Origin of the sequence: Citrobacter sp. FDAARGOS_156 (assembly GCF_001559235.2) — a bacterium.
In the GTDB taxonomy this organism is placed as follows: domain Bacteria; phylum Pseudomonadota; class Gammaproteobacteria; order Enterobacterales; family Enterobacteriaceae; genus Citrobacter; species Citrobacter youngae.
In genome coordinates, this window is record NZ_CP014030.2 from 4205815 (window position 1) to 4232320 (window position 26506).

The 26506-nt window shown below is 51.5% G+C and carries 25 protein-coding genes; 12 read left to right on the forward strand and 13 right to left on the reverse strand.

Features of this window, described 5'->3' with window-relative positions:
* The 4 genes from hybO to yghX all read right to left on the reverse strand — a co-directional run bounded on the left by hybO (position 1) and on the right by yghX (position 4424).
* Positions 1–1119, reverse strand: coding sequence for a hydrogenase 2 small subunit (gene hybO, locus AL515_RS20640; RefSeq protein ID WP_016154493.1), 1119 nt, complete (start codon positions 1117–1119; stop codon positions 1–3).
* A gap of 188 nt (positions 1120–1307) precedes the next feature.
* Complete coding sequence (locus tag AL515_RS20650; protein ID WP_048213218.1) at positions 1308–1595, reverse strand: DUF2623 family protein; 288 nt, start codon at positions 1593–1595, stop codon at positions 1308–1310.
* Positions 1596–1680: 85 nt separating this feature from the next.
* Positions 1681–3321: a methyl-accepting chemotaxis protein gene (locus tag AL515_RS20655; protein WP_061068593.1), complete on the reverse strand. Its 1641-nt coding sequence runs from the start codon at positions 3319–3321 to the stop codon at positions 1681–1683.
* Positions 3322–3536: 215 nt separating this feature from the next.
* Complete coding sequence (yghX, locus tag AL515_RS20660) at positions 3537–4424, reverse strand: YghX family hydrolase (RefSeq protein WP_048213220.1); 888 nt, start codon at positions 4422–4424, stop codon at positions 3537–3539.
* Positions 4425–4579: 155 nt separating this feature from the next.
* Here yghX and AL515_RS20665 point away from each other — a divergent pair, with 155 nt between their 5' ends.
* Positions 4580–5620 carry an aldo/keto reductase gene (locus AL515_RS20665; protein WP_005123138.1) on the forward strand — a complete coding sequence of 347 codons (1041 nt, stop codon included), beginning with the start codon at positions 4580–4582 and terminating at the stop codon, positions 5618–5620.
* A 78-nt stretch (positions 5621–5698) separates the two neighbouring features.
* On the opposite strand, the gene AL515_RS20670 is transcribed toward AL515_RS20665, so the two are convergent.
* Positions 5699–6202: an ESA_00282 family adhesion-associated protein gene (locus AL515_RS20670; protein WP_061068594.1), complete on the reverse strand. Its 504-nt coding sequence runs from the start codon at positions 6200–6202 to the stop codon at positions 5699–5701.
* 103 nt (positions 6203–6305) lie between these two features.
* On the opposite strand from AL515_RS20670, the gene AL515_RS20675 reads away from it, so the two are divergent.
* Both AL515_RS20675 and AL515_RS20680 read left to right on the forward strand, forming a co-directional pair.
* On the forward strand, positions 6306–6710 hold the full coding sequence (locus AL515_RS20675; RefSeq protein ID WP_048213222.1) for a hypothetical protein: 405 nt from the start codon (positions 6306–6308) through the stop codon (positions 6708–6710).
* A gap of 1 nt (position 6711) precedes the next feature.
* Positions 6712–7119, forward strand: a complete 408-nt coding sequence (locus AL515_RS20680) for a hypothetical protein (protein ID WP_048213223.1) — start codon at positions 6712–6714, stop codon at positions 7117–7119.
* Positions 7120–7194: 75 nt separating this feature from the next.
* Here the strand turns inward: AL515_RS20680 and exbD are convergent, their stop codons facing one another.
* Both exbD and exbB read right to left on the reverse strand, forming a co-directional pair.
* Positions 7195–7620 carry a TonB system transport protein ExbD gene (gene exbD / locus AL515_RS20685; protein ID WP_048213224.1) on the reverse strand — a complete coding sequence of 142 codons (426 nt, stop codon included), beginning with the start codon at positions 7618–7620 and terminating at the stop codon, positions 7195–7197.
* A 6-nt stretch (positions 7621–7626) separates the two neighbouring features.
* On the reverse strand, positions 7627–8361 hold the full coding sequence (gene exbB, locus AL515_RS20690) for a tol-pal system-associated acyl-CoA thioesterase (RefSeq protein WP_048213225.1): 735 nt from the start codon (positions 8359–8361) through the stop codon (positions 7627–7629).
* Positions 8362–8612: 251 nt separating this feature from the next.
* Here exbB and metC point away from each other — a divergent pair, with 251 nt between their 5' ends.
* Positions 8613–9800, forward strand: coding sequence for a cystathionine beta-lyase (gene metC, locus AL515_RS20700; protein WP_061068595.1), 1188 nt, complete (start codon positions 8613–8615; stop codon positions 9798–9800).
* A 131-nt stretch (positions 9801–9931) separates the two neighbouring features.
* Complete coding sequence (gene yghB / locus AL515_RS20705) at positions 9932–10591, forward strand: DedA family general envelope maintenance protein YghB (protein ID WP_048213227.1); 660 nt, start codon at positions 9932–9934, stop codon at positions 10589–10591.
* 69 nt (positions 10592–10660) lie between these two features.
* On the opposite strand, the gene AL515_RS20710 is transcribed toward yghB, so the two are convergent.
* Complete coding sequence (locus AL515_RS20710) at positions 10661–11560, reverse strand: AraC family transcriptional regulator (protein ID WP_048213228.1); 900 nt, start codon at positions 11558–11560, stop codon at positions 10661–10663.
* A 193-nt stretch (positions 11561–11753) separates the two neighbouring features.
* Here AL515_RS20710 and yqhD point away from each other — a divergent pair, with 193 nt between their 5' ends.
* The 4 genes from yqhD to AL515_RS20730 all read left to right on the forward strand — a co-directional run bounded on the left by yqhD (position 11754) and on the right by AL515_RS20730 (position 15992).
* A complete protein-coding gene (yqhD, locus tag AL515_RS20715; protein ID WP_061068596.1) occupies positions 11754–12917 on the forward strand; it encodes an alcohol dehydrogenase in 1164 nt (387 codons plus the stop codon).
* Positions 12918–13021: 104 nt separating this feature from the next.
* Positions 13022–13849 carry a 2,5-didehydrogluconate reductase DkgA gene (gene dkgA / locus AL515_RS20720; protein ID WP_048213230.1) on the forward strand — a complete coding sequence of 276 codons (828 nt, stop codon included), beginning with the start codon at positions 13022–13024 and terminating at the stop codon, positions 13847–13849.
* Positions 13850–14037: 188 nt separating this feature from the next.
* On the forward strand, positions 14038–15492 hold the full coding sequence (locus AL515_RS20725) for a DASS family sodium-coupled anion symporter (protein WP_061068597.1): 1455 nt from the start codon (positions 14038–14040) through the stop codon (positions 15490–15492).
* A 44-nt stretch (positions 15493–15536) separates the two neighbouring features.
* Positions 15537–15992 carry an HIT family protein gene (locus AL515_RS20730; RefSeq protein ID WP_048213232.1) on the forward strand — a complete coding sequence of 152 codons (456 nt, stop codon included), beginning with the start codon at positions 15537–15539 and terminating at the stop codon, positions 15990–15992.
* 94 nt (positions 15993–16086) lie between these two features.
* On the opposite strand, the gene AL515_RS20735 is transcribed toward AL515_RS20730, so the two are convergent.
* The 5 genes from AL515_RS20735 to AL515_RS20755 form a co-directional block, all read right to left on the reverse strand.
* Positions 16087–18258 (reverse strand): YgiQ family radical SAM protein, encoded by a 2172-nt coding sequence (locus tag AL515_RS20735; protein WP_040233974.1) that lies wholly within the window; start codon positions 18256–18258, stop codon positions 16087–16089.
* A 189-nt stretch (positions 18259–18447) separates the two neighbouring features.
* Complete coding sequence (gene ftsP / locus AL515_RS20740) at positions 18448–19860, reverse strand: cell division protein FtsP (protein ID WP_005123112.1); 1413 nt, start codon at positions 19858–19860, stop codon at positions 18448–18450.
* 71 nt (positions 19861–19931) lie between these two features.
* Positions 19932–20669, reverse strand: coding sequence for a 1-acylglycerol-3-phosphate O-acyltransferase (gene plsC / locus AL515_RS20745; protein WP_040233973.1), 738 nt, complete (start codon positions 20667–20669; stop codon positions 19932–19934).
* A 196-nt stretch (positions 20670–20865) separates the two neighbouring features.
* Positions 20866–23124: a DNA topoisomerase IV subunit A gene (parC, locus tag AL515_RS20750; protein WP_061068598.1), complete on the reverse strand. Its 2259-nt coding sequence runs from the start codon at positions 23122–23124 to the stop codon at positions 20866–20868.
* Between the two features lie 117 nt (positions 23125–23241).
* Positions 23242–23637 carry a YgiW/YdeI family stress tolerance OB fold protein gene (locus AL515_RS20755; protein WP_005123105.1) on the reverse strand — a complete coding sequence of 132 codons (396 nt, stop codon included), beginning with the start codon at positions 23635–23637 and terminating at the stop codon, positions 23242–23244.
* A gap of 152 nt (positions 23638–23789) precedes the next feature.
* Here AL515_RS20755 and qseB point away from each other — a divergent pair, with 152 nt between their 5' ends.
* From qseB to AL515_RS20770, 3 genes are all read left to right on the forward strand, one after another.
* Positions 23790–24449, forward strand: a complete 660-nt coding sequence (gene qseB / locus AL515_RS20760) for a quorum sensing response regulator transcription factor QseB (RefSeq protein WP_061068599.1) — start codon at positions 23790–23792, stop codon at positions 24447–24449.
* On the forward strand, positions 24446–25795 hold the full coding sequence (gene qseC / locus AL515_RS20765) for a quorum sensing histidine kinase QseC (protein WP_061068600.1): 1350 nt from the start codon (positions 24446–24448) through the stop codon (positions 25793–25795). Before qseB ends, qseC begins: the two co-directional genes overlap by 4 nt.
* Before the next feature lie 109 nt (positions 25796–25904).
* Positions 25905–26486: an NAD(P)H-dependent oxidoreductase gene (locus AL515_RS20770; protein WP_048213236.1), complete on the forward strand. Its 582-nt coding sequence runs from the start codon at positions 25905–25907 to the stop codon at positions 26484–26486.
* Positions 26487–26506: the final 20 nt, after the last annotated feature.

Sequence of the window (26506 nt, forward strand, 5' to 3'; positions counted from 1 at the left end):
TTATTCTCCCCGTGAGTCAGCGTTATCTTTCTTCTGCTGACGCCCCAGTTCACGTACCGCCATCACGCTGACACCGGCAACCAGTCCTACTACGCCGCCAAGCAGCCCAATAGCCCCAGCTGAAATGTTGCCGCCTTCTTTCATGTTGACATCAGGCTTCTCTGAACGCGGGGTTTGGTTTTCCACATGGGCGAGTTGGTGAATGCCTTTATGGAAACCGACGCCTTCTTCGTTACAGCCGTAGCAAGGATGACCAATAGCCACCGGCCACACGCCGCCAACGTCGCAGAATTGCAATGTTGAGCAGTTGCCGTACGTTTCTGGCCCTTTACAGCCCAGATGATAGAGGCACCAACCTTCACGATGGCCTTCATCGCCGAACTCTTTAGCAAAACGACCGGCATCAAAGTGCGGGCGACGTTCGCAGTGTTCGTGAATCAAACGGCCATAGGCGAATGTCGGACGGTTTTTGGTATCCAGCTTCGGCGGCTTACCGTAAGTGATGATATGCGCGACCGTGGCGAGGAAGTTATGCGGGTTAGGCGGACAGCCTGGGATGTTGATGATGGTTTTGCCTGGCAGAACTTCTTGCAAGCCGACTGCACCCGTTGGGTTCACGCCAGCGGCAGCCACACCACCCCATGCGGCACAAGAGCCGATAGCGATGATAGCTGCTGCACCTTCGGCCGCTCTGCGGATGTGATCCACAATTGGCTCACCGGCAACCATGCAATAAATACCATTATCTTTTAGTGGTATAGAACCATCTACCACCAGAACATATTGCCCTTTGTACTTCTCCAGAGCGTTATGTTTGTTCTCTTCGACCTGGTGGCCAAAGGCGGCAGAGAGCACCTCATGATATTCAAGAGAGATAGTCTCCAGAACGAGGTTTTCCACTGTAGGGTGTGTCGCACGAAGCAGCGATTCAGTACAACCCGTACACTCCTGAGCACCAATCCAGATAACCGGCGGGCGCTGAGGACGAGAAACTGATTCGGCCATTTCTGCGGCGGCTTTGCTACTGAGCCCCATGGTAGCGGCCAGTGCTGCACAAAGCTTCATGAAATCACGGCGATTGATGCCGTTCGAATTGATGAGAGAATTATCTCCAGTCATTTTATTGTTATTCCGTTGCGAAGACCTGGCTTTTATTTTGCACCATTCGCATGTTGCATATTGCGATCGGCGCGCCATTACCACACTTTTTATATGGTTATGTGCATTATAATACTTCGGCGGAGCAACAAAACGAAGGCGTAGGTCAATAGTGTAATTAATTAAAGCAAGATAATACCCCTTTTGGATCAAGCTTCGAGCCGATAGCCGGCCATGAAAAACCGAATTGTTGTACTCGACTGGTTCTCTTTGAAGAAATCCATCACCATCTCTTTATCCAGCCCGTAACGACGCGTCAGGATCCCCGCTTCCCATGCGCTGAGCTGTCGGTCACCCGTTTTTTCAAACATTCGATGTGAAAAACCCAGAACAAAACCGCGTTTATAATCTGAACAAAAATTCGCCACTGAACGAGCACTGTCCGCACTTGAGGCGTTCAATCCGGCCATCAGGCCCTTTCCAAAATGGTTGTCCATGCATAACCTCCAATCGCTATATAACAAATTATATAGCGATTTTTTAAGCAAAGGCCAGAGGTATCACGCACTTTTTTGTGCCAGATTAAAAGGACACCCACTCGTCCGTTTTAGGTGCTGCAGAGGTTCTGCTTTCTGCGGAAGGGGAAGCGGTATTGGCAGCGGCGTATTGCACATCATTCGCAGACAGGCGGAACTGTTGCACCGAGCGTTGCAGCTCTTCCGTTTGCCGTTCCAGCGCTACTGCAGCGGCGGAGACTTGCTCTACCAATGCAGCATTCTGTTGCGTTACGCTGTCCATCTGCGTGATCGCAACACTAACCTGCGAGATGCCCTTATTCTGCTCTTCCGAGGCTGAGGCAATTTGTTTCATGATAACGGTCACTTCGGTGGCACCGCGCAGAATCGCTTCCATGGTTAATCCCGTCTCTTTAACCAGACGAGCGCCCTGTTCGACACGACGCGACGATTCACCGATTAATGTCTCAATCTCTTTTGCCGCACCGGCGCTACGGCTGGCGAGATTACGTACTTCCCCTGCTACCACGGCAAAACCACGTCCCTGTTCACCAGCCCTGGCCGCTTCAACGGCGGCGTTGAGCGCCAGAATGTTGGTCTGGAAAGCAATGCTATTAATGACAGAGGTAATTTCTGCGATCTGTTTAGAACTGGCAGCAATACCGTCCATGGTGTCGACCACTTCAGAAACCAGGGTGCTTCCTTTACCTGCCGTTTCTGTTGCGGTATCGGCAAGCTGGCTGGCCTCACGCGCATTTTCGGCGTTAAGTTTTACCGTAGCAGTCAGTTGCTCCATGCTGGCAGCGGTCTCTTCCAGCGCCGCGGCCTGCTCCTCAGTACGGGAAGAGAGATCATTATTGCCGGTAGAAATTTCCGTAGCGCCTCGCCAGATGTTGTCACTGCCTGAACGAATCGTACTTACGGCTTCACGCAGGCTGTCCTGCATTGCGCACAATAAAGGGACCAGTTGGCCCACGCAGTTACGCCCAAAATCTTCAATTGGATGGCTGAGATCGCCCTGGGCAATCTGGCGGAACTGCAAGCGAATGCGACCGAGAGGTTTCACCATCATGGTAACGAGGTAACGATCGGTGAAGAACAGGAGGGCAATCCCGAGGATAACGGCAGTAATAATCAGTGTCCGAATGATCGACGTTTTACCGTCTACCATGATACGCGTCGCATCAAGTCTCTTTCCGGCGGTGGTATTAAACAGCTCAGCGCTGGCACCAAATTCACGGCTCAGTGCGGGCGTAATCGTGCTGGCATGTTCCGAAAACGCCGTAAGCGAGCCCTGCTGCGCCAGCTGCATTTGCGGTATCACGCCTTTATCCAGCAAAGCTTGCCACTTGGCCAGCACTGCTGCTGAAATTTCCGGGTCCATCGGTCCTGGAGACAATGTTTTCATCTCCTGGAGCTTTTGGCTCAGATTATCCAGCGATTGCTGGGCAGGTGCAAAATCAGGCATTTCACCACCAATTTTGACATCCACAGCACGGCTCAGGCGTGTCACAAAGCGAAAGTACTGATCGTTCCCCTGACTCAGTACCGTCATCTGTTTGACAAGATGACGGTCAATATCGTTGCCTTCTGATATTTTTGATAAAGCATGAAGACTGAATAAACCCACGCCCGACCAGAGCAGGCAAAAAAGTCCCAGTATCGCCAGCATGACAATACGAATAGTGAAGTTTTTCAGCAAATACATAATAATTTCCTTGCCATTGATGAGGAATTCGCCATCAGGCGATACTTCCCCTTGTTATCGGCAGGCAATGAAGAAGATATAATACGTTCTTTATTTTTTTACTTTTTTAAGTCTATCTATTATCCCTGCTGGTCATATCAATATGAATGTTAATGAAATTAGGTAGCATTATTATTCAGATAATTAACCTAAAGCTGTAAGTAATGCGTTGTTTTTCATAACAAATATTTATCAAACCAGGCAAGAGTGCGTTCCCAGGCTAAATCAGCAGCTGCTTTATCATAACGGGGTGTCGAATCGTTATGAAAACCATGATTAACACCGGGATAGATATATGCTTGATAGATTTTCTTATTCACTTTGAGTGCAGCTTCATAAGCGGGCCAGCCTTCATTAATTCGTGTGTCTAGTTCTGCATAGTGTAATAATAAAGGCGCATTAATTTTAGGGACATCAGAAGCAGGAACCTGACGACCATAAAAGGGCACCGCACATGCCAGTTCAGGGAAAGCAACAGCCGCTGCATTCGCCACACCACCACCGTAGCAAAATCCGGTGATCCCCACCTTTCCTGTCGCCATCGAATAACGCTGCATAAACTCAATAGCGGCAAAAAAATCATTCATCAGCTTAACGGGATCAACCTGCTGCTGTAATTCCCGGCCTTTATCATCATTGCCGGGATAACCGCCCAGTGAACTTAATCCATCGGGTGCCAGTGCAATATAACCCGCCTTCGCCACCCGCCGTGCTACATCCTCAATATACGGATTCAGCCCACGATTCTCATGTACCACTACCACCGCCGGAACCTTCCCCGTCACCTTCGCGGGTTTCACCAGATAACCTCGCACATCACCATGCCCATCAGGCGATGGATAGGTAATGTATTCTGCCAGAATATCGGGATCGGTAAATTCTACCTGCGTTGCCAGGGCATAGTTCGGTTTCAGCAAATTGAATAGCGCCAGTGCCGTCATGCCACCTACCGCATATTTCGCCGCCAGATTCAGAAACTCGCGTTTCGTAATTTTGCCATGGGCGTAATAGTCATAGTAATCGAGTAACTCCTGCGGAAAGTCTTTAGCAGTCAGACGCGGCATGGTCGCACTCCTGAGTGATGTTTTTTTAAGCAAAGCACAGCGGTCTTTTTTTGCCCAGTTTTTCATCCCAATGTGACCTGGTGAACGGGATATTCACCACGAACCCGCTAGAATAGAAACGTTGTTTTGAAATTCACCTGCACTAAGGAGATCTCATGGCCTGGTTTGCCAATCCTGAACGTTATGAGCAAATGCTCTATCGCTACTGTGGGCGCAGCGGCTTGCGCCTGCCCGCGCTGTCGCTGGGTTTATGGCACAGTTTTGGACACGTTCACGCTCTGGATTCACAACGAGCACTGCTGCGAAAAGCATTTGATTTAGGGATCACTCATTTTGATTTAGCCAATAACTACGGGCCACCTCCGGGCAGTGCTGAAGAGAATTTTGGTCGATTGCTGCGCGAGGATTTTGCACAATATCGTGATGAATTGATCATCTCGACCAAAGCGGGTTACGACATGTGGCCGGGGCCTTACGGTTCTGGCGGCTCACGCAAGTATCTGCTGGCCAGCCTCGACCAGAGCCTCAAGCGCATGGGTCTCGACTACGTCGATATCTTCTATTCGCACCGCGTTGATGAAAATACGCCAATGGAAGAGACCGCTTCCGCGCTGGCCCATGCTGTGCAAAGTGGCAAAGCACTGTATGTCGGTATCTCATCTTATTCGCCAGAGCGCACGCAGAAGATGGCCGAACTGCTGCGGGAATGGAAAATTCCGCTGCTTATCCACCAGCCATCCTACAACCTGCTTAACCGCTGGGTAGACAGCAGCGGATTGTTGGATACGCTGGAATCCAACGGAATGGGCTGTATTGCCTTCACCCCGTTGGCGCAGGGGCTCCTGACAGGGAAATACCTCAACGGTATTCCTGATGGTTCCCGCATGCAGCGTGAAGGGAAAAAAGTCCGTGGGCTGACGGAAAATATGCTGACGGAAGCAAATCTTAACAGTCTGCGTTTGCTCAATGAGATGGCCCAACAACGTGGGCAGTCGATGGCGCAAATGGCGTTAAGCTGGCTACTAAAAGATAACCGGGTCACATCGGTATTAATTGGTGCCAGCCGACCTGAGCAGTTGGAAGAGAACGTTCAGGCACTGGCAAACCTGACATTCAGCGCCGAAGAACTGGCACAGATTGATAAACATGTCGCGGACGGCAAGCTCAATCTGTGGCAGGCCTCATCAGACAAATAACGATCTGAACATTACGCCGGGTGTAGTCCTACCCGGCCTTAATGGCCTGCTGATGAGAGTGGGCAAGTAAATCTCGCCTCACACCTCGTCCTCTTTAATCAACGGACGCTGGTATTCCGGCCATACCAGTGCGACAAGTGCAGGATAGGCTTCCAGGCTGAACTCCCTGAAGCACTGCCGCAAGTTAAGCACATCCAGATCGGCGTGCGGGACTTTCTCCCCGCTGAGGCAGCGCTTTTTAATATTGTCATAATACTTATAAACCGCAGAGTTAAGATCGCTACAGCGCCGCTGCGCGTCAAAGAGCCCGGGCGTTTCATTCAGCTCCACCATTGTCATCCTCTTGACTGTGGAGTGGATAAAATCAATATATTCGTGATTGACTCGCCAATACCATACCGGAGTAATCGAATTCATCAGGGCAGAAAAATGATCTTCTCCCTCTTCTTTACTTAGCATTTCCGGCTGGCGCTGTGCGTTAACATCTTCTGCATAACGGTTTCTATTTGCACTACGCATTAGCAAAAGTACCCCGCAGGTAAGCAATAGCAGGGTAATAACAGAATAAAATATACTGTTCATAGCGGGCTCCATTTTTTTTGATTTTAAAATTACCCCATGCTATTGTCAACGCGGCCTACCTTATTAAAAACATCATATTATTGGCAGCAAAGGATATTTCAACATGCTTCCCGAGCATCTTGTTCCCTCTCGTTTTCATTTATCCGCAACCCCGAACAATACAAATACCACAGAAAATAGTGAAAATTTGACTCAGGGAAAGATAAAACTAAGTGATTACGAATCAGAAATTTTGATTAGCTCCGCAGCTACCGGCCAGTCCCGGAATATGTTATTTGAAGAGTGCGATCGTCATTTAAAAGAGCGCCTTTTCCGCGCCGCAAAAATTGAGTCATTTACTCGTCTGCTCAATTCATTACAGGCGGAAGGCGACATTAATGCCCAGGAATTAAGTAAAATTTTGGCCAAAAAAACAACCATGATAAATGAACAAGGCAACAAAATTTGGCTTAATTTAATTACTCGCGAAACCAACGATCCTATTTTTTATTCTCTGGAAGAGAAATAAAATGAAAGATGTTGAAGATAATAATGTTTATTTGGCTTTAGATAACCACAAAAGCGATGAGTTTGTCTTAAAACAAAATCTGTCTGTGTTGATAGCCAATAAAAACACGACGCTGGAAAGCCTTGCTCAAGAGATGGTTTCTATACCCGCCGCACTGGTGCGGATGAAATGGCAAAATCGTCATGAAATCTACGCACTGCAAGCCAAAGAAGAGATTTACGGTGCCACTATCGAGGCCATCATCGCTCAGCAACCAGAATTGCGGGACAAAATAATGGCCCGTCTGGAAAGCACATACCAGCATCTGCTTGCACGTGAAACTGCCACACTGCGCCTGACCCGTAAGCTATCCGATGGGAACTACGAGCCCACAAAAATCACTACGGTGGCGTTGGACGAGAACAGATAAGGCAAAAGACTTGCAGAGGAGTGATATCAGGAGAAGCTTGCCGGGTAAGGTCAAACCTGTACCCGGCAACAAGGATTATTTGGCTTTCACGGTCTCTTCACCGACCAAACCAATCTTCAGGTAACCCGCCTGGTGCAACGTATCCATAACCTTCATCATAGTTTCGTAGTCGACGGTTTTATCTGCCCGGAAGAAGATGGTGGTGTCTTTCTTGCCTTCAGTTAGCGCGTTTAACTCGTTAATCATCGTCTCATCGGTGACCTGATCGTTACCAATAAACATGGTGTTATCGGCTTTTACTGACAGGTAAACCGGTTTTTCCGGACGCGGTTGCGGCGTACTGGTGGATGCAGGGAGATTGACCTTCACATCCACGGTTGCCAGTGGCGCTGCCACCATAAAGATGATCAACAATACCAGCATGACGTCGATAAACGGCGTCACGTTGATGTCATGCATTTCACCGTTATCGTCCAGGTTTTCATTAAAGCTCATTGCCATGGAACATTATCCTACACGTAATTTCTGCGCAGCACGTACCGGGTGTGCAGACGCGCTTGCACTCAGGTCCAGGTCACGACTTTGCAGCAACAGTACCTGCGCCGCGACATCGCCCAGCATCGCTTTATAGCTGCCGATCTGACGAGCAAAAATGTTGTAGATAACAACAGCAGGGATTGCCGCGACCAGACCGATCGCGGTTGCTAACAGTGCTTCTGCAATACCTGGAGCAACAACAGCCAGGTTGGTGGTTTGGGTTTGTGCGATACCGATGAAGCTATTCATGATGCCCCATACTGTACCAAACAACCCGACAAATGGAGAGATAGCCCCGATGGTTGCCAGGTATCCATTACCCCGCCCCATCTGACGGCCAACGGCGGCAACGCGACGTTCCAGACGGAAACCGGTACGCTCTTTGATCCCTTCGTTGTCATCACTGCCTGCTGACAGTTCCAGCTCGTTCTGTGCTTCGTTAATCAACAGAGCGCCCAGGCTTTTGCCATCGAATCCAGCGGCAATCTCACTTGCCTGATCTAAAGAGCGGGCATCTGCCAGCATTTGCTGTTCACGCTTAAGACGGCGCTTCTGCGTAAAGAACTCAAGGCTCTTACTAAAGAAGATAGCCCAGGTGACCACTGACGCCAAAATCAGCCCAATCATCACGCACTTAACCACGATATCGGCGTGCTGATACATACCCCAGACGGAAAGGTCCGTCTGCATCAAATTATTACCCACTCTGTATCTCCAGGACGCAAATCACAAAATCTGAGCGTAATCATATCAAAACGACGTCGAATTGATAGTCGTTCTCATTACTATTTACATAGTGCCGCACCTTTGGTTTCTTTTCCTTGCGCTCACGCAGTAAAAAAGTCACCAGAAATCGATTTGAGAATATTTTGTACTTTATGGCTGTTCTGCAGGACGCGGCAGATGAGATTCATGCTAGTTTAGACATCCAGACGTATAAAAATAGGTAATACAACATGGCAGATAAGCAGCTTGAGACCAAACTCGTTCACGCCGGGCGTAGTAAAAAATACACGCTGGGTTCGGTAAATAGCGTGATCCAGCGCGCGTCTTCACTGGTATTCGACACCGTTGAGGCGAAAAAACAGGCGACGCATAACCGCGCAAACGGTGCCCTTTTCTATGGCCGTCGCGGCACGCTGACGCATTTCTCACTGCAGGAAGCGATGTGTGAACTGGAAGGCGGGGCCGGTTGCGCCCTGTTCCCCTGCGGTGCAGCAGCCGTTGCCAACACCATCCTTGCCTTTGTTGAACAAGGCGATCATGTGCTGATGACCAACACCGCCTATGAACCCAGCCAGGATTTTTGCACTAAGGTGCTGGGCAAGCTTGGCGTGACAACCGGCTGGTTCGATCCGCTGATTGGCGCGGATATTGTGAAGCATATACAGCCGAACACTAAAGTCGTTTTTCTTGAATCTCCAGGTTCTGTCACCATGGAAGTTCATGATGTTCCAGCCATTGTTGCCGCCGTCAGAAGCGTAGTGCCTGACGCGATCATCATGATTGATAACACCTGGGCTGCGGGCGTGTTGTTCAACGCGCTGGATTTCGGTATCGATATCTCAATTCAGGCAGGGACGAAATATCTGATTGGTCATTCTGACGGCATGGTTGGGACAGCGGTATCCAATGCCCGTTGCTGGGATCAACTGCGTGAAAACGCCTATCTGATGGGACAAATGCTGGACGCCGATACCGCCTATATGACCAGCCGTGGATTGCGGACGTTAAGCGTTCGCCTGCGCCAACACCATGAAAGCAGTTTAAAAGTCGCCGAGTGGCTGGCTGACCATCCGCAGGTTGCCCGCGTGAATCACCCGGCACTTCCCGGCAGCAAGGGACACGAGTTCTGGAAACGCGACTTTACCGGTAGCAGCGGTCTGTTCTCATTTGTTCTGAATAAGAAGCTAAATAATGAAGAACTGTCTGCGTACCTGGATCACTTCAGCCTGTTCAGCATGGCCTATTCCTGGGGCGGTTTTGAATCACTGATTCTGGCTAACCAACCGGAACATATCGCGGCAATCCGTCCGCAAGGCAAAGTGGACTTCAGCGGAACGCTCATCCGTTTGCATATCGGTTTAGAGAATGTTGACGATCTGATTGCCGATTTAGCCGCAGGATTTGCCCGAATCGAGTAACATTGCCGCAGATGGACATATATGCAGACACTTCTGGTGGAAAAGTCTGCAATTGTTGCGTCCGGGATCAAGGCATCCCGGACAATTCAGGAGTACAATCCACTTATAAACGCTGTTCCACAGGAAAGTCCATGGTAGTCATTCAAGATATTATCTCTGCGCTTTGGCAACACGATTTTGCCGCGCTGGCGGACCCACACGTCGTGAGCGTGGTGTACTTCGTGATGTTCGCCACACTGTTTTTAGAAAATGGCCTGCTGCCCGCCTCCTTTTTGCCCGGTGACAGCCTGCTATTACTGGCAGGAGCGCTGATTGCTCAGGACGTGATGAGTTTTTTACCTACCATAGCGATTCTGACTGCCGCTGCCAGTCTCGGTTGCTGGCTGAGCTACATTCAGGGGCGCTGGCTGGGCAACACGCGGACGGTAAAAGGCTGGCTGGCACAATTACCTGAAAAATATCATCAGCGTGCTACCTGTATGTTTGACCAACACGGGTTGATGGCACTACTCGCCGGACGTTTCCTGGCGTTTGTACGTACCTTACTGCCAACCATGGCGGGGATTTCAGGGCTGCCTAACCGTCGCTTCCAGTTTTTTAACTGGCTGAGCGGGCTGCTGTGGGTCACTGTGGTCACCAGTTTCGGCTATGCGCTCAGCATGATCCCGTTTGTTAAACGCCACGAAGATCAGGTGATGACCTTTTTAATGATCCTGCCTGTTGCCCTGTTAACCGCAGGTCTGCTGGGAACGCTGTTCGTGGTGATTAAAAAAAAATACTGTAGCGCCTGAGTATTAGCCGTATGCCGGAGTCACTCCGGCATTTCGTTGATGGCGCGCAGCGTTAAGGCCGACAAGAAATCACCCCCCCTGCATCATCCGAATTCTGGCTGCATCTTCTCCTGGCGTGACGCCAAAGTAACGTTTGAACTCCCGACTAAACTGCGATGCACTCTCATAACCTACGCGCATGGCCGCCGCGCTGGCTTTCATCCCGTCATGAATCATCATCATCCGCGCTTTATGCAATCGATAGCTCTTCAGATACTGCAACGGTGAAGTACTGGTCACCGATTTAAAATTATGATGGAACGCCGACACGCTCATATTGGCCTCTGCCGCCAATTGCTCAACATTGAGATTTTCGGTGTACTTGGTTTCAATTCGCTTCAGCACACGGCTTATCAAACTGAAATGCGTCTGGCGACTGACCAGCGCCAATAACGCGCCACCACGCGGCCCGGTCAGTACGTGGTAGAGGATCTCACGAATAATCTGTTTTCCCAGAATACGTGCATCCAATGGCCGCTCCATCACATCCAGCAGGCGTTCCGCAGCACAGAGAATTTCATCGGATAGCGTCGCCGAATTGATCCCGCTTGCCGCCATTGCAGGCTGGAACAGCTCATCCTCACCAATATCCATCAGCAATTCCTGCAATTGCAGGATATCGACGTTCAGGCGGATACCAGCCAACGGAACGTCCGGTGTCGCATACGTTTCACATTCAAAGGGTAAAGGTACTGTGAGCAGTAAGTATTCGTTGGCATCATAGCGAAAGACACGCTCGTTGATATAACCAATTTTATATCCTGAAAAGAGAAATATAATGCCAGGCTGATACATCACTGGTGTGCGCACCCCAGGTTCAGAGCCGTACAGTAAGCGAATATCAGGCAGCAGATCATTTAATTTATTTTCATTATTTTTCAGCTGCTTAATTTTATCTGTCAGCAGGAGACAGATCTCATCACGGTTCATAGGGCACCATTTCATCATTGATTTTCAACCCTGATATAGTGCGGAATTTTATCCATTTTCTCCAGTAGTCTGTAGAAATGGGCAAGACATTGGCAGAAATGAGCATTGAGAGGAACGCTTCTGACGACCACAATGTTCACCATCAGGCAGGCACTCGCCTACCCTCTTTTTTACCCACACAAGGTAACGAGCAATGAACAACTTTAATCTCCATACCCCAACCCGCATTCTGTTTGGTAAAGGCGCGATTGCAGAACTGCGCGACCAAATCCCACAGGATGCTCGCGTACTGATTACCTACGGCGGTGGTAGCGTGAAAAAAACCGGCGTTCTGGCACAGGTTCAGGATGCACTGAAAGGCCTGGACGTGCTGGAATTTGGCGGTATTGAGCCGAACCCGTCTTATGAAACGCTGATGAACGCGGTAAAAATCGTGCGTGATGAGAAGGTGACATTCCTGCTGGCGGTAGGCGGCGGTTCTGTTCTGGATGGCACAAAATTCATCGCCGCAGCAGCACATTACGCTGACGGTGTTGACCCATGGCGCATTCTGGAAACACGCGGTAACGACGTACAAAGCGCCGTTCCAATGGGCTCCGTATTAACTCTGCCGGCAACTGGCTCCGAATCTAACTCTGGCGCGGTAATTTCGCGCAAAACGACTGGCGACAAACTGGCCTTCATGACCCCGTTTGTCCAGCCGGTATTCGCTGTACTCGATCCGGTTTACACCTATACTCTGCCGCCACGTCAGGTTGCCAACGGCGTGGTAGATGCTTTTGTTCATACCGTAGAACAATACGTGACTTATCCGGTAGACGGGAAAATTCAGGATCGCTTCGCCGAAGGCATTCTGCTGACGCTGATAGAAGACGGTCCGAAAGCATTGCAGGAGCCGGAAAACTACAATGTGCGTGCGAACGTCATGTGGGCAGCCACTCAGGCGCTGAACGGACTGATCGGCGCAGGCGTACCGCAGGACTGGGCAACCCATATGCTGGGTCACGAACTGACGGCAATGCACGGACTTGACCACGCTCAGACACTGGCCATTGTTCTGCCAGCGCTTTGGAATGAAAAACGCGATACCAAGCGTGCCAAACTGCTGCAATACGCAGAACGCATCTGGAATATCACCGAAGGCTCCGAAGACCAGCGCATTGATGCCGCGATTGCCGCCACCCGTCAATTCTTCGAACAAATGGGTGTACCGACTCGCCTGTCTGACTACGATCTGGATGGCAGCTCCATCCCGGCACTGCTGGAAAAACTGCAAGCGCATGGCGGCACGAAACTGGGTGAACATCAGGACATTACGCTGGACGTCAGCCGCCGGATTTACGAAGCTGCCCGCTAAGGTTTTTTAACCTCCGACTTTCGTTTTTGGCTATTTATACCAGGCTTAAGTCACACCTATGTCACCGGAGTATGTTCCGGTGACAGTCATTAAGGGGAGGAATTATGACCACTCCAACCATTATCAAACTACAGGATGGTAACGTCATGCCGCAACTGGGCCTGGGGGTCTGGAAGGCAAGCAACGAAGAAGTCATCACCGCCATTCATAAAGCGCTGGAAGTAGGGTATCGCTCAATTGATACCGCTGCGGCGTACAAAAACGAAGAAGGTGTCGGCAAAGCAATACGCGATGCTGGCGTACCGCGCGAAGAGTTATTCATTACCACCAAGCTGTGGAATGATGATCAGAAACGCCCACGGGAAGCGTTGCTCGAAAGCATGGAGAAACTCCAGCTCGATTACCTCGATCTCTACCTGATGCACTGGCCTGTTCCGGCGATCGATCACTACGTTGAAGCGTGGGAAAACATGATCGACCTGCAAAAAGAGGGGCTGATTAAGAGCATCGGCGTGTGCAACTTTCAGATCAATCATCTCCAGCGCCTGATGGATGAAACAGGTGTCCCGCCGGTGATTAACCAGATAGAACTGCATCCACTGATGCAACAGCGCCAGCTGCACGCCTGGAACGCCACACATAAAATCCAGACCGAATCCTGGAGCCCGCTGGCGCAGGGCGGCAAAGACGTATTTGATCAAAAGATCATTCGCGACCTCGCTGAAAAATATGGCAAATCACCGGCGCAGGTCGTCATTCGCTGGCATCTGGATAGCGGCCTGGTGGTGATCCCGAAATCCGTCACCCCTGCCCGTATCGCCGAGAACTTCAATGTCTGGGACTTCCGCCTGGACAAAGATGAACTCGGTGAAATAGCAAAACTCGATCAAGGTAAACGCCTTGGCCCTGACCCGGATCAGTTCGGCGGTTAATCTCTCCTCTCCAGCCCGGCATTCCCGTCGGGCTTTTCTCCTGTCGAAATATTAAGAAACAATAAACGCGCAACTATTGATGTATTTATGGCACATCCACGTGCAGCATTACGCAATATAACTTACTAATTATTCAGTAATAATATTGATTTAATGAACACATCACAAATATCTATAGGTGCGTGACCATGGCGGAAAAAACACAGCAAGGCGTCAAATGGCTCCCATTGATTCTTATACTATTTATTTCTGCCGGGCTCTGGCAGCTTACACCACCCAGTGGGTTAAGTGCGCCAGCCTGGCATTCAGCCATTATTTTCGTTGCTACCATTGCTTCTATCGTGGCAAAAGTTCTGCCTATTGGCGCAGTCGGCATTATCGGTATTACCGTTTTTGCCCTCGCTTATGCTGCCGGGGATAAAACCGCCAGCGGCGCTATTACCACCGCACTGAGCGAACTGAACAGTTCTCTGATCTGGCTGATTGTCGTCGCCTTTATGATTGCCCGCGGGTTTATCAAAACGGGCCTCGGACGACGTATTGCGCTGCAGATGATCCGCCTGCTCGGCAAGCGCACGCTGGGACTCGCCTACGGACTGGCGTTTGCGGACCTGATACTTTCCCCCGCAATGCCAAGCAACACGGCCCGCTGCGGCGGCGTCATCTATCCCATTGCCGACTCCCTGGCGCGCAGTTTCCACTCGAACCCGGAAGATGAATCCCGCAGTAAAATCGGCACCTTTCTTATCACCTGTATTGGCAACGTCAACGACGTCACCGCCGCGCTCTTTATGACCGGATATACCGGCAACCTGTTGGCAGTGAAGCTGGCGGCCAATGCGGGGGTCACTCTGACCTGGGGCAGCTGGTTTATGGCGGCGCTGCTGCCTTGCCTGGTTTCCTTACTGCTGGTTCCATTACTGGTCTACTGGATTGTGCGCCCGGAAATTAAACACACGCCGGATGCCCCTAATCTGGCGCGTAAAGAACTGGCGGAAATGGGTCGTATGTCACGCGGGGAATGGCTGATGCTGGCGACCGTCGGCGTCCTGCTGGTACTGTGGATTTTTGGTGATACGCTGGGCGTCGACGCCACCACTGCCTCATTTGTTGGTTTATCCATCTTGCTGCTCAGCGGCGTTCTGAGCTGGGAAGATGTCAAAAGCGAGAAAGGTGCATGGGATACACTGATCTGGTTTGCCGCACTATTGATGATGGCAAACCAGCTGAAAAAACTGGGTTTTACCTCCTGGTTTGGCAACCTGATTGGCGATAGCCTGAGCAGTACTATGCATGGGACCAGTTGGGTGGTTGTCCTGCTGCTGCTCAACGCCGCGTACTTTTATACCCACTACTTTTTTGCCAGCGGTAATGCGCAGATTGCGGCGCTGTATGCCGTTTTCCTCGGCGTCGGCCTGCATTTGAACATTCCCGCTGCCCCTACGGCGTTGATGCTGGCCTTCACCAGCAGCCTGTACTGTTCCCTCACTCAGTACACTCACGCTCGCGGGCCGATTCTGTTTGGTGCCGGGTACGTACCGACGGGAGTCTGGTGGCGAACAGGATTCATCATCAGCCTGTTCAATCAAGCCGTCTTTATCACTGTAGGGCTGATGTGGTGGAAGATGCTGGGTCTGTACTAAACTCACTGCGTCCTGACGAAACGTCTTATCTACGGAGAAAAGGAATGACCTGTATTTTCTGTCAAATTGTTGAAGGTAAAGCGCCCTGCCATAAAGTCTGGGAAGACGAGCATCACCTGGCCTTTCTGTCGATTTTCCCAAACACCGACGGTTTTACCGTGGTGATCCCGAAAAAGCACTACCCAAGCTATGCATTTGATATGCCGCCACAGGCGCTGGCAGACCTGATGCTGGCGACCCAAAAGGTGGCGAAAAAACTGGATAAGGCTTTCCCGGATGTCAGTCGTACGGGGATGTTTTTCGAAGGGTTTGGCGTGGATCATGTGCACAGTAAGCTCAGCCCTATGCATGGCACAGGTGATTTGACGCACTGGAAACCGATTGAGTCCCGGCAGACTAAATTTTTCGAGCAGTATGAAGGGTATCTGTCGTCACATGACCACGAACGGGCTGACGATGAAAAACTGGCCGCATTAGCGGCCAGAATTCGCGAAGCATAAATACTGAGCATGTCTGCCGGATGGCGGTGCGAGCACCTTATCCGGCCTACGGTCTGTCTGGCCCGGTAAGCATTTCACTACCGGGCAAGACAGATTAGCGCCCCGCGACTTTCCCGCGTTTTTTATTCGCCGCAGGTGTCTGACGCTGGTGCGCGACTGGCGTATGCTTGGTCAGTGCCGGACGGGTATGGCGGTTCTGACGACGTGCTTCACGCATCTCTTCCAGCGTCGGGGCCGGAACCAGACATTCGCGACGACCGCCAATCAGATGCTTTTTCCCCATATCTTCCAGCGCCTGACGGATTAACGGCCAGTTAGCAGGATCATGGTAACGCAGCAGTGCTTTATGCAGACGGCGCTGTTTATCACCTCTTGGCACTACCACATCTTCACTCTTATAACCAATTTTGCCCAACGGGTTTTTCCCGGTGTAATACATGGTTGTAGAGTTTGCCAGCGGTGATGGGTAGAAGTTCTGCACTTGATCCAGACGGAAACGACGCTGTTTCAGCCACAGAGCCAGATTCACCATATCCTCATCACGCGTACCCGGGTGCGCAGAGATAAAATAGGGGATCAGGTACTGCTCTTTACCGGCCTGTTTAGAGTAAGTATCGAATAACTCTTTAAAGCGGTCGTAGCTGCCCATACCCGGCTTCATCATCTTCGACAATGGGCCTTCTTCTGTATGCTCCGGCGCAATCTTCAGGTAGCCACCCACATGGTGAGTTGCCAACTCTTTAATATAGCGCGGGTCCTCCACGGCGATGTCATAACGCACCCCGGATGCGATAAGGATCTTTTTAATGCCTTTCAGATCACGCGCGCGGCGGTAGAGATTAATCGTCGGTTCGTGGTTAGTATCCATATGCGGGCAGATATCCGGGTAAACGCAGGACAGACGACGACAGGTCTGTTCTGCACGCGGAGACTTACAGCGCAGCATATACATGTTTGCAGTTGGACCGCCGAGATCGGAAATCACGCCGGTAAAGCCCGGAACGGTATCGCGAATGGCTTCGATCTCATTGATGATCGAATCTTCAGAACGGCTCTGGATAATGCGCCCTTCGTGCTCGGTGATCGAACAGAACGAGCAACCACCAAAACAGCCACGCATGATATTGATCGAGAAACGGATCATCTCATAGGCGGGAATACGGCTGTTACCGTACGCCGGATGCGGTACGCGCTTGTACGGCAGTGCAAAGACGCTGTCCATTTCTTCAGTCGACAACGGGATCGCTGGCGGGTTAACCCAAATATAGCGATCGCCATGCTTTTGCATCAGTGCACGCGCGCATCCTGGGTTCGTTTCGTGATGCAGAATACGCGACGCATGGGCGTACAGAACTTTGTCGCTCTTAACTTTCTCGAAAGACGGTAACAGTACGTAGGTTTTTTCCCACGGCTTCGGACGCGGCGGCTGTACGGTTACCGCTTTCGCTTCTTGTTTTTTCGGTGCGACCGGTTTGTTATCAGCACACGGCAAGTCTTCGCCATACGGATGGGGGATAGGGTCAATTTTCCCGGGCATATCCAGACGTGTGGAATCCACCCCGCTCCAGCCCGGCAGCGCTTCTTTAACCATAATCGCGGTATTACGCACGTCGCGGATCTGATCAATGGTTTCGCCCATCGCCAGACGGTGTGCGACTTCCACCAATGGACGTTCGCCGTTACCAAACATCAGCATGTCAGCTTTTGAATCCACCAGCACGGAACGGCGTACGGTATCTGACCAGTAATCGTAATGCGCAGTACGGCGCAGGCTGGCTTCAATACCGCCGAGAATAACCGGCACATCTTTCCAGGCTTCTTTACAGCGCTGGGTATAAACCAACGTCGCACGGTCCGGGCGTTTACCCGCCACGTTGTCCGGCGTATAGGCATCGTCATGGCGCAGTCGGCGATCGGCGGTATAACGGTTGATCATCGAGTCCATGTTGCCTGCGGTTACGCCGAAGAACAGGTTAGGTTTGCCCAGACGCATAAAGTCATCTTTGCTGTTCCACTCCGGTTGGGCGATGATCCCCACGCGAAAGCCCTGCGCTTCCAGCATACGGCCGCAAATAGCCATGCCGAAGCTCGGGTGATCGACGTACGCATCGCCGGTAACCAGAATGATGTCGCAGCTATCCCAGCCAAGTTGATCCATTTCGTCGCGTGACATCGGCAAAAATGGTGCCGGCCCAAAGCAGGCGGCCCAGTACTGCGGCCAGGAGAAAAGGTCTCTGTCCGGTTGGATCAGGGATATTGCACTCATAATGCTTCCAAAAAAATGGTAAAAAAATAATCAAAGGCCGGGGATTATACGCTGGATCAACAGGGGAAATGAAGGAGTATTGTAAGGATGTTAAATTTCATCTCTGCTGGTGCTACGCTGACCGTTCCTGTGCTTTCGCACGGTCCAGGCCGGGTTAGGCGAAGCCGCCACCCGGCACAGGAATATCTATTACGGTGCCGGATTCACCAGCATCTGGCCAATAGAACCACGGTCTGCCATTTCCAGCGTCTGGCTGTTGAAGTAGAACGGGAAATGCGCCCAGGAAGGCTGCCCATAATAGACCAGCAACTCCACTTGCCCATCAACCCAGACGGTATCTTTCCAGCCACGGTCTTCCGGGAACGGCATCGCGCCATTCACATTACGGATCAGGAAAGAGACGCCTTCAATATGGAACGACTGCGGCATATCTGCACGCACCGTCCAGCGCTCCCAGGATCCCTGCTGCGCCGTGATATCCATGCGATTGACATCCCACAGTTGGCCATTGATTCCGGGATCGTCATCAAGGCTAATATCACGGCTGCGAATCGGCGAGCCGCTCAAAATTTCGGTGGGTAACAGACGCATTGGCAGGCTATCCGTTACCAGCGGCAGAAGGCCGGTTGGTCGCAGAGTCAGTACCAGCGTGGAGATCAGGATACTGGAAGGTTCAAAGAAACCACGGATCCTGTCGACAATACTGGCCGCCTCGCCGCAGGTAATCGAAACTTCATCACCGTTGGTCATATCGACCAGAATCTCACGACGCTCGCCTGGCGCCAACGATAGCTGCTTCACCGAAACCGGCGCGGGTAAAAACCCCTGATCGCCTGAGATAACATGCAGCGCACGACCATCGCTCATTTTCAGCAAATAACGACGCGAATTTGAGGCATTCAGCAAACGCAAACGCACCCAGCCGCGGGACACTTCGACATACGGACTTTGCGCCCCGTTGACCAGAAGAGTATCCCCCACAAACCCCCCACTGCCCGGTTCGCTATATTCTGGCGTACCGAAGTTATCCAGACGCTTATCCTGAATAATGACTGGAAAATCATCCACGCCATAGTGGTTAGGGATCGGCAGTGATTTACTCACTTCATCTTCAACCAGCCACATCCCGGCAAGGCCGTTATAGACCTGCTGGGCAGTGCGATTTGGCGTGTTGGCGTGATACCACAAGGTTGCAGCACTCTGGCGAATCGGCAGCACGGGCGCCCAGTCCGCATTAGGCGACATCATACGCGCCGGCCCCCCCATAAGAGGACCCGGGACCTGTAATCCGGCAACGGTCATTGAGACATTTTCTGTCAGACGGTTGCTGTAGATAAGCTTGACGTCATCACCTTTCCAGACGCGGATTGTCGGCCCCAGGTAGCGCCCGTTAACACCCCAGACGGGTGCGCGCGTGCCCGGCGTAAACGACCAGTGCGCACGTTGCAGCGTCATAAATAGCGGCTGTCCCCGACGGGACTCCAGCAGGGGGGGAACAGGTAGCGGTTGTTGCTGACCGGCAGCATTAGCCTTCAGCGGAACAGCACCTGCACACAGTGCGATCCCCGATGCCTGAATGAACTGACGCCGACTGAATGACATATAAGCTCCATGAAAAACTGGCGATTAACACGCAGGAAATCATTTCCTGTAACAAACCCGAAATGAGCGAATCAAACCTTACCGGCAGCTTCCCGCTCAGCAACTTCTTTATCGAGTTCTGCGATTTTTTGTTCCATCAGCGTGCGGCAATGCGCTGCCAGTTCACGAACCTGATCTTTACCAAAATGACTGATATCCACTGGCGGCAGCATCTCTACAATCGCCAGCCCATTATTGAGTCGGTTCAATTTGATCTTATTAGAGGTCGTTGAAACGCAAACAGGGATAACCGGGACACCCGCAGCAATTGCCGCATGGAACGCACCGGTTTTAAACGGCAGCAGACCGCGACCGCGGCTACGCGTTCCTTCAGGGAACATCCAGATAGAGATACGACGCTTTTTAAAGTGGTTCACCACCGCCGCAATAGTGCTGTGCGCTTTGGCGCGGTTATTTCTGTCGATCAACAGATTACCGGTGAGCCAGTACAGTTGTCCGAAGAAAGGGATCCACAACAGGCTTTTTTTACCTACTGTGACCGTCGGTGGCTGAACGATATTCGCTGCGGTAACCATGTCATAGTTATTCTGGTGGTTACAAATATAGATAGCATTACCATAGTTCTTCGCGTCAGGCGGCATGCGACACTCGACCTTCAGGCCATACAGGGGAGCCAGGCGACCAAACATATGGCCGAACGTCGCAACGTGTTTTGGATTTCTTGGGCTGAACAGACAGTATATGCAACCGAAAATACAGACCAAAATGCAGTAAATAACAGTAATAATTAAACGAAAAATATATAGCATAACAACCTCTAAAGGCCTAAGAGCCTGGCATTCTACGTCACCTGATTCCGAACACTGCATCAGGTTAGGGCATTGTTAAGAGTGGCTCTCTGGAAAAGCGTATTGTTAATCGCAACGCACGAATAAACAACGGTTTCACGGGAATTTTTAAAACAAGCTCTCCCTGTGCGAAAACAGGGAGAGCCAGACGCTGGCGTTATTCTTCACTGTCGCCGTGACTGGCGCGTCGAGGCGAGTCAATCTCAACACGGTCGATGCGTTGCAGACCGCGCATGAGCGTACCGCGACGACCACGCTCGCCGGTTACCTTCTGTAGCTCTTCAGGGCGCAGTTTAATTTTGCGTTTCCCGACGTGGATAGTCAGCGTGCTTTGCGGCGGCAGCACGTAGAGTTGTGCCAGACCATCTTCGCCTTTCGCAGCTTCCGCAGAAGGAATATTGATTATCTTGTTCCCTTTGCCTTTCGACAACTGCGGCAAATCGCTCACCGGGAACATCAACATGCGGCCCGCATGGGTAATCGCCAGCAGCATATCGGTTTCATCTTCAATCACCACCGGCGGCATAACATGCGCGTTTTCCGGTAGCGTAATCAATGCCTTGCCCGCACGGTTACGCGCGACCAAGTCATTGAAGGTGCAGACAAAACCGTAACCGGCATCAGATGCCATCAGCAGCTTCTGATCGTCGCCTTCCATCAGCATATGCTCAACCGTCGCGCCCGGTGGTAGCGTGAGCTTCCCGGTCAACGGCTCACCCTGACCACGCGCCGACGGCAGCGTAATCGGGTCGATAGCATAGCTACGCCCGGTTGAGTCAACGAACACCACCGGTTGGTTGCTCTTACCCTTCACCGCCGACTTAAAGCTGTCGCCCGCTTTATAGCTTAAGCCTGGCGCATCGATGTCGTGGCCTTTCGCGCTACGCACCCAGCCACTCTGGGACAGCACAATAGTCACCAGCTCAGACGGCAGCATGTCATGCTCGCTCATCGCCTTCGCTTCTTCACGCTCCCGCAGTGGAGAACGGCGATCGTCACCATAGGCATCCGCATCAGCCTGCAGTTCTTTCTTCAGCAGGTTACTCATTTTGCGTTCAGAGGCCAGAATGCCCTGCAGTTGATCGCGCTCTTTCGCCAGTTCGTCCTGCTCACCGCGGATTTTCATCTCTTCCAGTTTGGCAAGGTGGCGTAATTTCAGCTCAAGAATGGCCTCCGCCTGAGTTTCTGAAATACCAAACCGCGACATCAGCTCGGGTTTAGGTTCATCTTCATGACGAATAATTTCGATTACTTCGTCAATATTGAGGAACGCTATCAGCAAACCTTCAAGAATGTGCAGGCGTTTGAGTACTTTCTCCAGGCGATAGTTCAGGCGACGGCGCACGGTATCGCGACGGAACGTCAGCCATTCGGTGAGGATCTCCAGTAGGTTTTTAACTGCCGGACGACCGTCGAGGCCAATCATGTTCAGGTTAATGCGATAGCTTTTTTCCAGATCGGTAGTGGCAAACAGATGGTTCATCACCTGTTCCATATCTACGCGATTCGACCGCGGGACAATCACCAGACGAGTCGGGTTTTCGTGATCCGATTCGTCGCGCAGGTCATCGACCATCGGCAGCTTTTTATTGCGCATCTGAGCGGCGATCTGCTCCAGCACTTTAGCCCCGGAAACCTGATGCGGCAGCGCGGAAATCACCACCGCGCCGTCTTCTTTCGTCCATACCGCACGCATACGTACGGAACCGCGTCCGTTTTCGTAAATCTTACGAATCTCCGCACGCGAGGTAATGATTTCTGCTTCGGTCGGATAATCCGGCCCCTGTACGATATCCAGCAGTTGATCCAGCGTCGTTTTCGGCTGCTCAATCAGCGTAATTGCCGCTTTGGCCACTTCACGCAGGTTATGCGGTGGAATATCCGTCGCCATACCCACGGCAATCCCGGTCGTGCCGTTTAGCAGGATATTCGGCAGACGCGCAGGCAGCATTTTCGGCTCCTGCATGGTACCGTCGAAGTTTGGCACCCAGTCTGACGTGCCCTGACCGAGTTCACCCAGCAGGACTTCCGCATATTTAGACAGGCGGGATTCCGTGTAACGCATCGCGGCGAAGGATTTCGGATCGTCTGGTGCCCCCCAGTTCCCCTGCCCGTCAACCAGCGGGTAACGGTAAGAGAAGGGCTGGGCCATCAGCACCATCGCTTCATAGCAGGCGCTGTCGCCGTGCGGATGGTATTTACCCAATACGTCACCGACGGTACGGGCGGATTTTTTAAATTTGGCGCTGGCATTCAGCCCCAGTTCGGACATCGCGTAAACGATGCGACGCTGAACAGGTTTCAGACCATCACCAATAAACGGTAACGCCCTGTCCATGATGACGTACATGGAGTAGTTCAGATAGGCGTTTTCCGTGAATTCATGCAGCGCAAGGCGCTCTGCCATATCGCTCATTAATCGTGGTTCCTCAACTTATACCCGTCTATTGAAGGGCAATATTGCCGCAGATACTACCCTATCTGGCGTGTTGAGTCACAAAGAAAAGGGCCGCGACTGCGGCCCTGATGGGGATTATTTGGCAACTTTGGTAATCTGTTTCACGTCGATTTCAACGGAGTTCCAGTCTTTATCCACTTCACCCTGGATTTCAACCACATCCTGCGGCGTGACGGTCACGCCGTTCCAGCGTTTGTGGTCGATATCTACGTTCACTGTGCCGGTTGCATCTTTAAACACATACAGGTCGTCGGAAATACGCTCAACGATGTTCCCGCGCAGGGTAACCCAGGTGTCATCACGCAGCGATTTGGCGCTTTCTACCGTCGTGCTGCTACCGTTTGGGCCAACAAAGCCGCCATTTTGGCTTTGTGTTGTCGTCGTCGGTCCAGAGAAGCCGCCCTGCTGCGCTGCCAGAACAGGTGCGGAACACAGTGCCATTACGGCAACCATTGCAGCTAATTTTTTCATCGTCATGTCTCCCTTTCATGTTGGTTTACGACTATTAAATAAGTTAATCCTTAACAAGTTCTTAAGGCAAAAAAAGATACTTTTTTTACTGTACAGAGGCTGTAGCCACAGGTTTACTTAACGGTAATGAGAGCGACCGCAGGGAAGAATATATGCGTATTTTACTGGTAGAAGATGACACGCTGATTGGCGACGGCCTGAAAACAGGTCTGAGTAAAATGGGTTTCAGCATCGACTGGTTTACCGAGGGTCGCCAGGGGAAAGAAGCACTGTACTGCGCCCCTTATGATGCGGTGATCCTCGACCTGACGCTGCCAGGCATAGACGGGCGCGATATCCTGCGCGAATGGCGAGCCAACGGGAAGCAGGAGCCGGTGCTGATTCTTACCGCTCGTGACGCGCTGACAGAACGCGTGGAAGGTCTGCGCCTGGGCGCGGATGACTATCTGTGTAAACCCTTTGCGCTGATCGAAGTTGCCGCCCGACTGGAAGCATTGGTACGCCGCGCCAGCGGCCAGGCCAGCAATACGCTGAACCACGGCCAGGTGTCGCTTGATCCCGGCGCGCTGGTCGCCACGCTGGCGGGCGAACCGTTATCGCTCAAACCGAAAGAGTTCGCGCTATTGGAATTGCTGATGCGCAACCAGGGTCGCGTCCTGCCGCGCAAGCTTATTGAAGAAAAGCTGTATAACTGGGATGAAAATGTCTCCAGCAATGCAGTTGAAGTGCACGTCCATCATTTACGCCGCAAGCTCGGCAGCGATTTTATCCGTACCGTTCATGGCATTGGTTACACTCTGGGTGACACATGAAACTCACACAACGCCTCAGTCTGCGCATCAGGCTGACGCTGATATTTATGATTTTGGTTTTGCTCACCTGGTTGATTTCCAGTTTTGTCGCCTGGAAGCAAACGACGGATAACGTGAATGAGATGTTTGACACGCAGCAGATGCTGTTCGCCAAACGGCTTATCACGCTGGATCTTGACGAGCTGAAAGCCTCAGAACGCATTGCGCATACGCCGAAAAAATTCAAACATGGCCATATTGATGACGATGTACTGACCTTTGCTGTCTATACGCCAGAAGGAAAAATGGTGCTCCACGATGGCGACAATGGTCAGTACATTCCTTATAGCTATCGCCGGGAAGGTTTTGACGATGGCTATTTAACCGGCGACAACGATAAATGGCGCTTTGTCTGGCTGACGTCGGCGGATAAAAAATACCGCATTGTTGTGGGGCAGGAATGGGAATACCGTGAAGACATGGCTCTGGCGATTGTGACAGCGCAACTGGTGCCCTGGCTTATCGCATTGCCATTGATGCTACTAATCCTGATCGTATTGTTAAGTCTTGAGCTTAAACCCCTGAAAAAACTGGCGCAGGCGTTACGTTTGCGCGACCCGGAATCTGAAGATCCCCTCAGTTTAAAAGGCATTCCCGGCGAGGTTCGCCCGCTGGTTGAATCGCTCAACCAACTCTTTACCCGTATTCACACCACCATGATGCGCGAGCGGCGCTTTACTTCCGATGCGGCTCATGAACTACGTAGCCCACTCACCGCGCTGAAAGTACAGGCCGAAGTGGCGCAATTGTCTGACGATGATCCGCAGGCAAGGCAAAAAGCCTTAATGCAGATGCAAACCGGCATTGACCGCGCCACCCGACTGGTCGATCAGTTGTTGACGCTTTCGCGCCTCGATTCGCTCGATAATCTTCAGGATGTGGCTGATATTTCTTTCGAAGAACTGCTGCAATCCGCAGTGATGGATATCTACCACCCGGCGCAACAAGCGCATATAGACGTACGTTTGCAGATTAACGCCCACGGCATCACGCGCACGGGACAGCCGCTGTTGCTCAGTCTGATGGTGCGCAATCTGCTGGACAATGCGATTCGCTATAGTCCGCAGGGTAGCATTGTGGAAGTGACGCTCAACGCCCGCAATTTCAGCGTCAAGGATAACGGGCCTGGCGTTGCGCCGGAAATCCTGACGCACATCGGTGAACGCTTTTATCGTCCGCCGGGACAAAGTGTTACCGGTAGTGGTCTGGGCCTGTCGATCGTTCGTCGTATAGCGACTTTACACGGGATGTCTGCCTCGTTTGGTAATGCTCCGCAAGGCGGGTTTGAGGTCAAAATCAGCTGGTAAAGACCGCATTATTGCTAGTAATGCAAAAGACTTTGCACATTTTGCTAATTTCACCGCACCACCCGTGGGGGTAAAATCGTCCTCAAACGTATTTCCTTGAGGACACAAAATGAGCAACATTCTGATTATCAATGGTGCGAAAAAATTCGGCCACTCTAACGGTCAGTTAAACGACACCCTGACCGAGGTCGCGGACGGTATCCTGCGCGACCTCGGGCATGATGTTAAAGTCGTACGCGCGGACAGCGATTATGACGTAAAAACAGAAGTGCAGAATTTTGTCTGGGCCGATGTGGTTATCTGGCAAATGCCGGGCTGGTGGATGGGTGCACCGTGGACCGTGAAAAAATACATCGATGATGTGTTTACCGAAGGTCACGGTACGCTGTATGCCAGCGATGGTCGTACACGTTCAGATGCCTCTAAAAAATACGGCTCAGGCGGGCTGATTCAGGGCAAAAAATACATGCTGTCCCTGACCTGGAACGCGCCAATGGAAGCCTTCACTGAAAAAGACCAATTCTTCCATGGTGTTGGCGTTGATGGTGTGTATCTACCGTTCCATAAAGCAAATCAGTTCCTGGGAATGGAAGCGCTGCCGACCTTTATCACCAATGACGTGATTAAAATGCCAGATGTTCCACGTTATATCGCAGAATATCGCGAGCATCTGACCGAAATTTTTGGTTAACTGGTAACCTGGAATTAGAA

Bases quoted from the DNA above. Each gene is read 5' to 3' on its own strand.
- hybO (WP_016154493.1), bottom strand. From the start codon at position 1,119: ATGACTGGAGATAATTCTCTCATCAATTCGAACGGCATCAATCGCCGT.
- AL515_RS20650 (WP_048213218.1), bottom strand. From the start codon at position 1,595: ATGGACAACCATTTTGGAAAGGGCCTGATGGCCGGATTGAACGCCTCA.
- AL515_RS20655 (WP_061068593.1), bottom strand. From the start codon at position 3,321: ATGTATTTGCTGAAAAACTTCACTATTCGTATTGTCATGCTGGCGATA.
- yghX (WP_048213220.1), bottom strand. From the start codon at position 4,424: ATGCCGCGTCTGACTGCTAAAGACTTTCCGCAGGAGTTACTCGATTAC.
- AL515_RS20665 (WP_005123138.1), top strand. From the start codon at position 4,580: ATGGCCTGGTTTGCCAATCCTGAACGTTATGAGCAAATGCTCTATCGC.
- AL515_RS20670 (WP_061068594.1), bottom strand. From the start codon at position 6,202: ATGAACAGTATATTTTATTCTGTTATTACCCTGCTATTGCTTACCTGC.
- AL515_RS20675 (WP_048213222.1), top strand. From the start codon at position 6,306: ATGCTTCCCGAGCATCTTGTTCCCTCTCGTTTTCATTTATCCGCAACC.
- AL515_RS20680 (WP_048213223.1), top strand. From the start codon at position 6,712: ATGAAAGATGTTGAAGATAATAATGTTTATTTGGCTTTAGATAACCAC.
- exbD (WP_048213224.1), bottom strand. From the start codon at position 7,620: ATGGCAATGAGCTTTAATGAAAACCTGGACGATAACGGTGAAATGCAT.
- metC (WP_061068595.1), top strand. From the start codon at position 8,613: ATGGCAGATAAGCAGCTTGAGACCAAACTCGTTCACGCCGGGCGTAGT.
- yghB (WP_048213227.1), top strand. From the start codon at position 9,932: ATGGTAGTCATTCAAGATATTATCTCTGCGCTTTGGCAACACGATTTT.
- AL515_RS20710 (WP_048213228.1), bottom strand. From the start codon at position 11,560: ATGAACCGTGATGAGATCTGTCTCCTGCTGACAGATAAAATTAAGCAG.
- yqhD (WP_061068596.1), top strand. From the start codon at position 11,754: ATGAACAACTTTAATCTCCATACCCCAACCCGCATTCTGTTTGGTAAA.
- dkgA (WP_048213230.1), top strand. From the start codon at position 13,022: ATGACCACTCCAACCATTATCAAACTACAGGATGGTAACGTCATGCCG.
- AL515_RS20725 (WP_061068597.1), top strand. From the start codon at position 14,038: ATGGCGGAAAAAACACAGCAAGGCGTCAAATGGCTCCCATTGATTCTT.
- AL515_RS20730 (WP_048213232.1), top strand. From the start codon at position 15,537: ATGACCTGTATTTTCTGTCAAATTGTTGAAGGTAAAGCGCCCTGCCAT.
- AL515_RS20735 (WP_040233974.1), bottom strand. From the start codon at position 18,258: ATGAGTGCAATATCCCTGATCCAACCGGACAGAGACCTTTTCTCCTGG.
- ftsP (WP_005123112.1), bottom strand. From the start codon at position 19,860: ATGTCATTCAGTCGGCGTCAGTTCATTCAGGCATCGGGGATCGCACTG.
- plsC (WP_040233973.1), bottom strand. From the start codon at position 20,669: ATGCTATATATTTTTCGTTTAATTATTACTGTTATTTACTGCATTTTG.
- parC (WP_061068598.1), bottom strand. From the start codon at position 23,124: ATGAGCGATATGGCAGAGCGCCTTGCGCTGCATGAATTCACGGAAAAC.
- AL515_RS20755 (WP_005123105.1), bottom strand. From the start codon at position 23,637: ATGAAAAAATTAGCTGCAATGGTTGCCGTAATGGCACTGTGTTCCGCA.
- qseB (WP_061068599.1), top strand. From the start codon at position 23,790: ATGCGTATTTTACTGGTAGAAGATGACACGCTGATTGGCGACGGCCTG.
- qseC (WP_061068600.1), top strand. From the start codon at position 24,446: ATGAAACTCACACAACGCCTCAGTCTGCGCATCAGGCTGACGCTGATA.
- AL515_RS20770 (WP_048213236.1), top strand. From the start codon at position 25,905: ATGAGCAACATTCTGATTATCAATGGTGCGAAAAAATTCGGCCACTCT.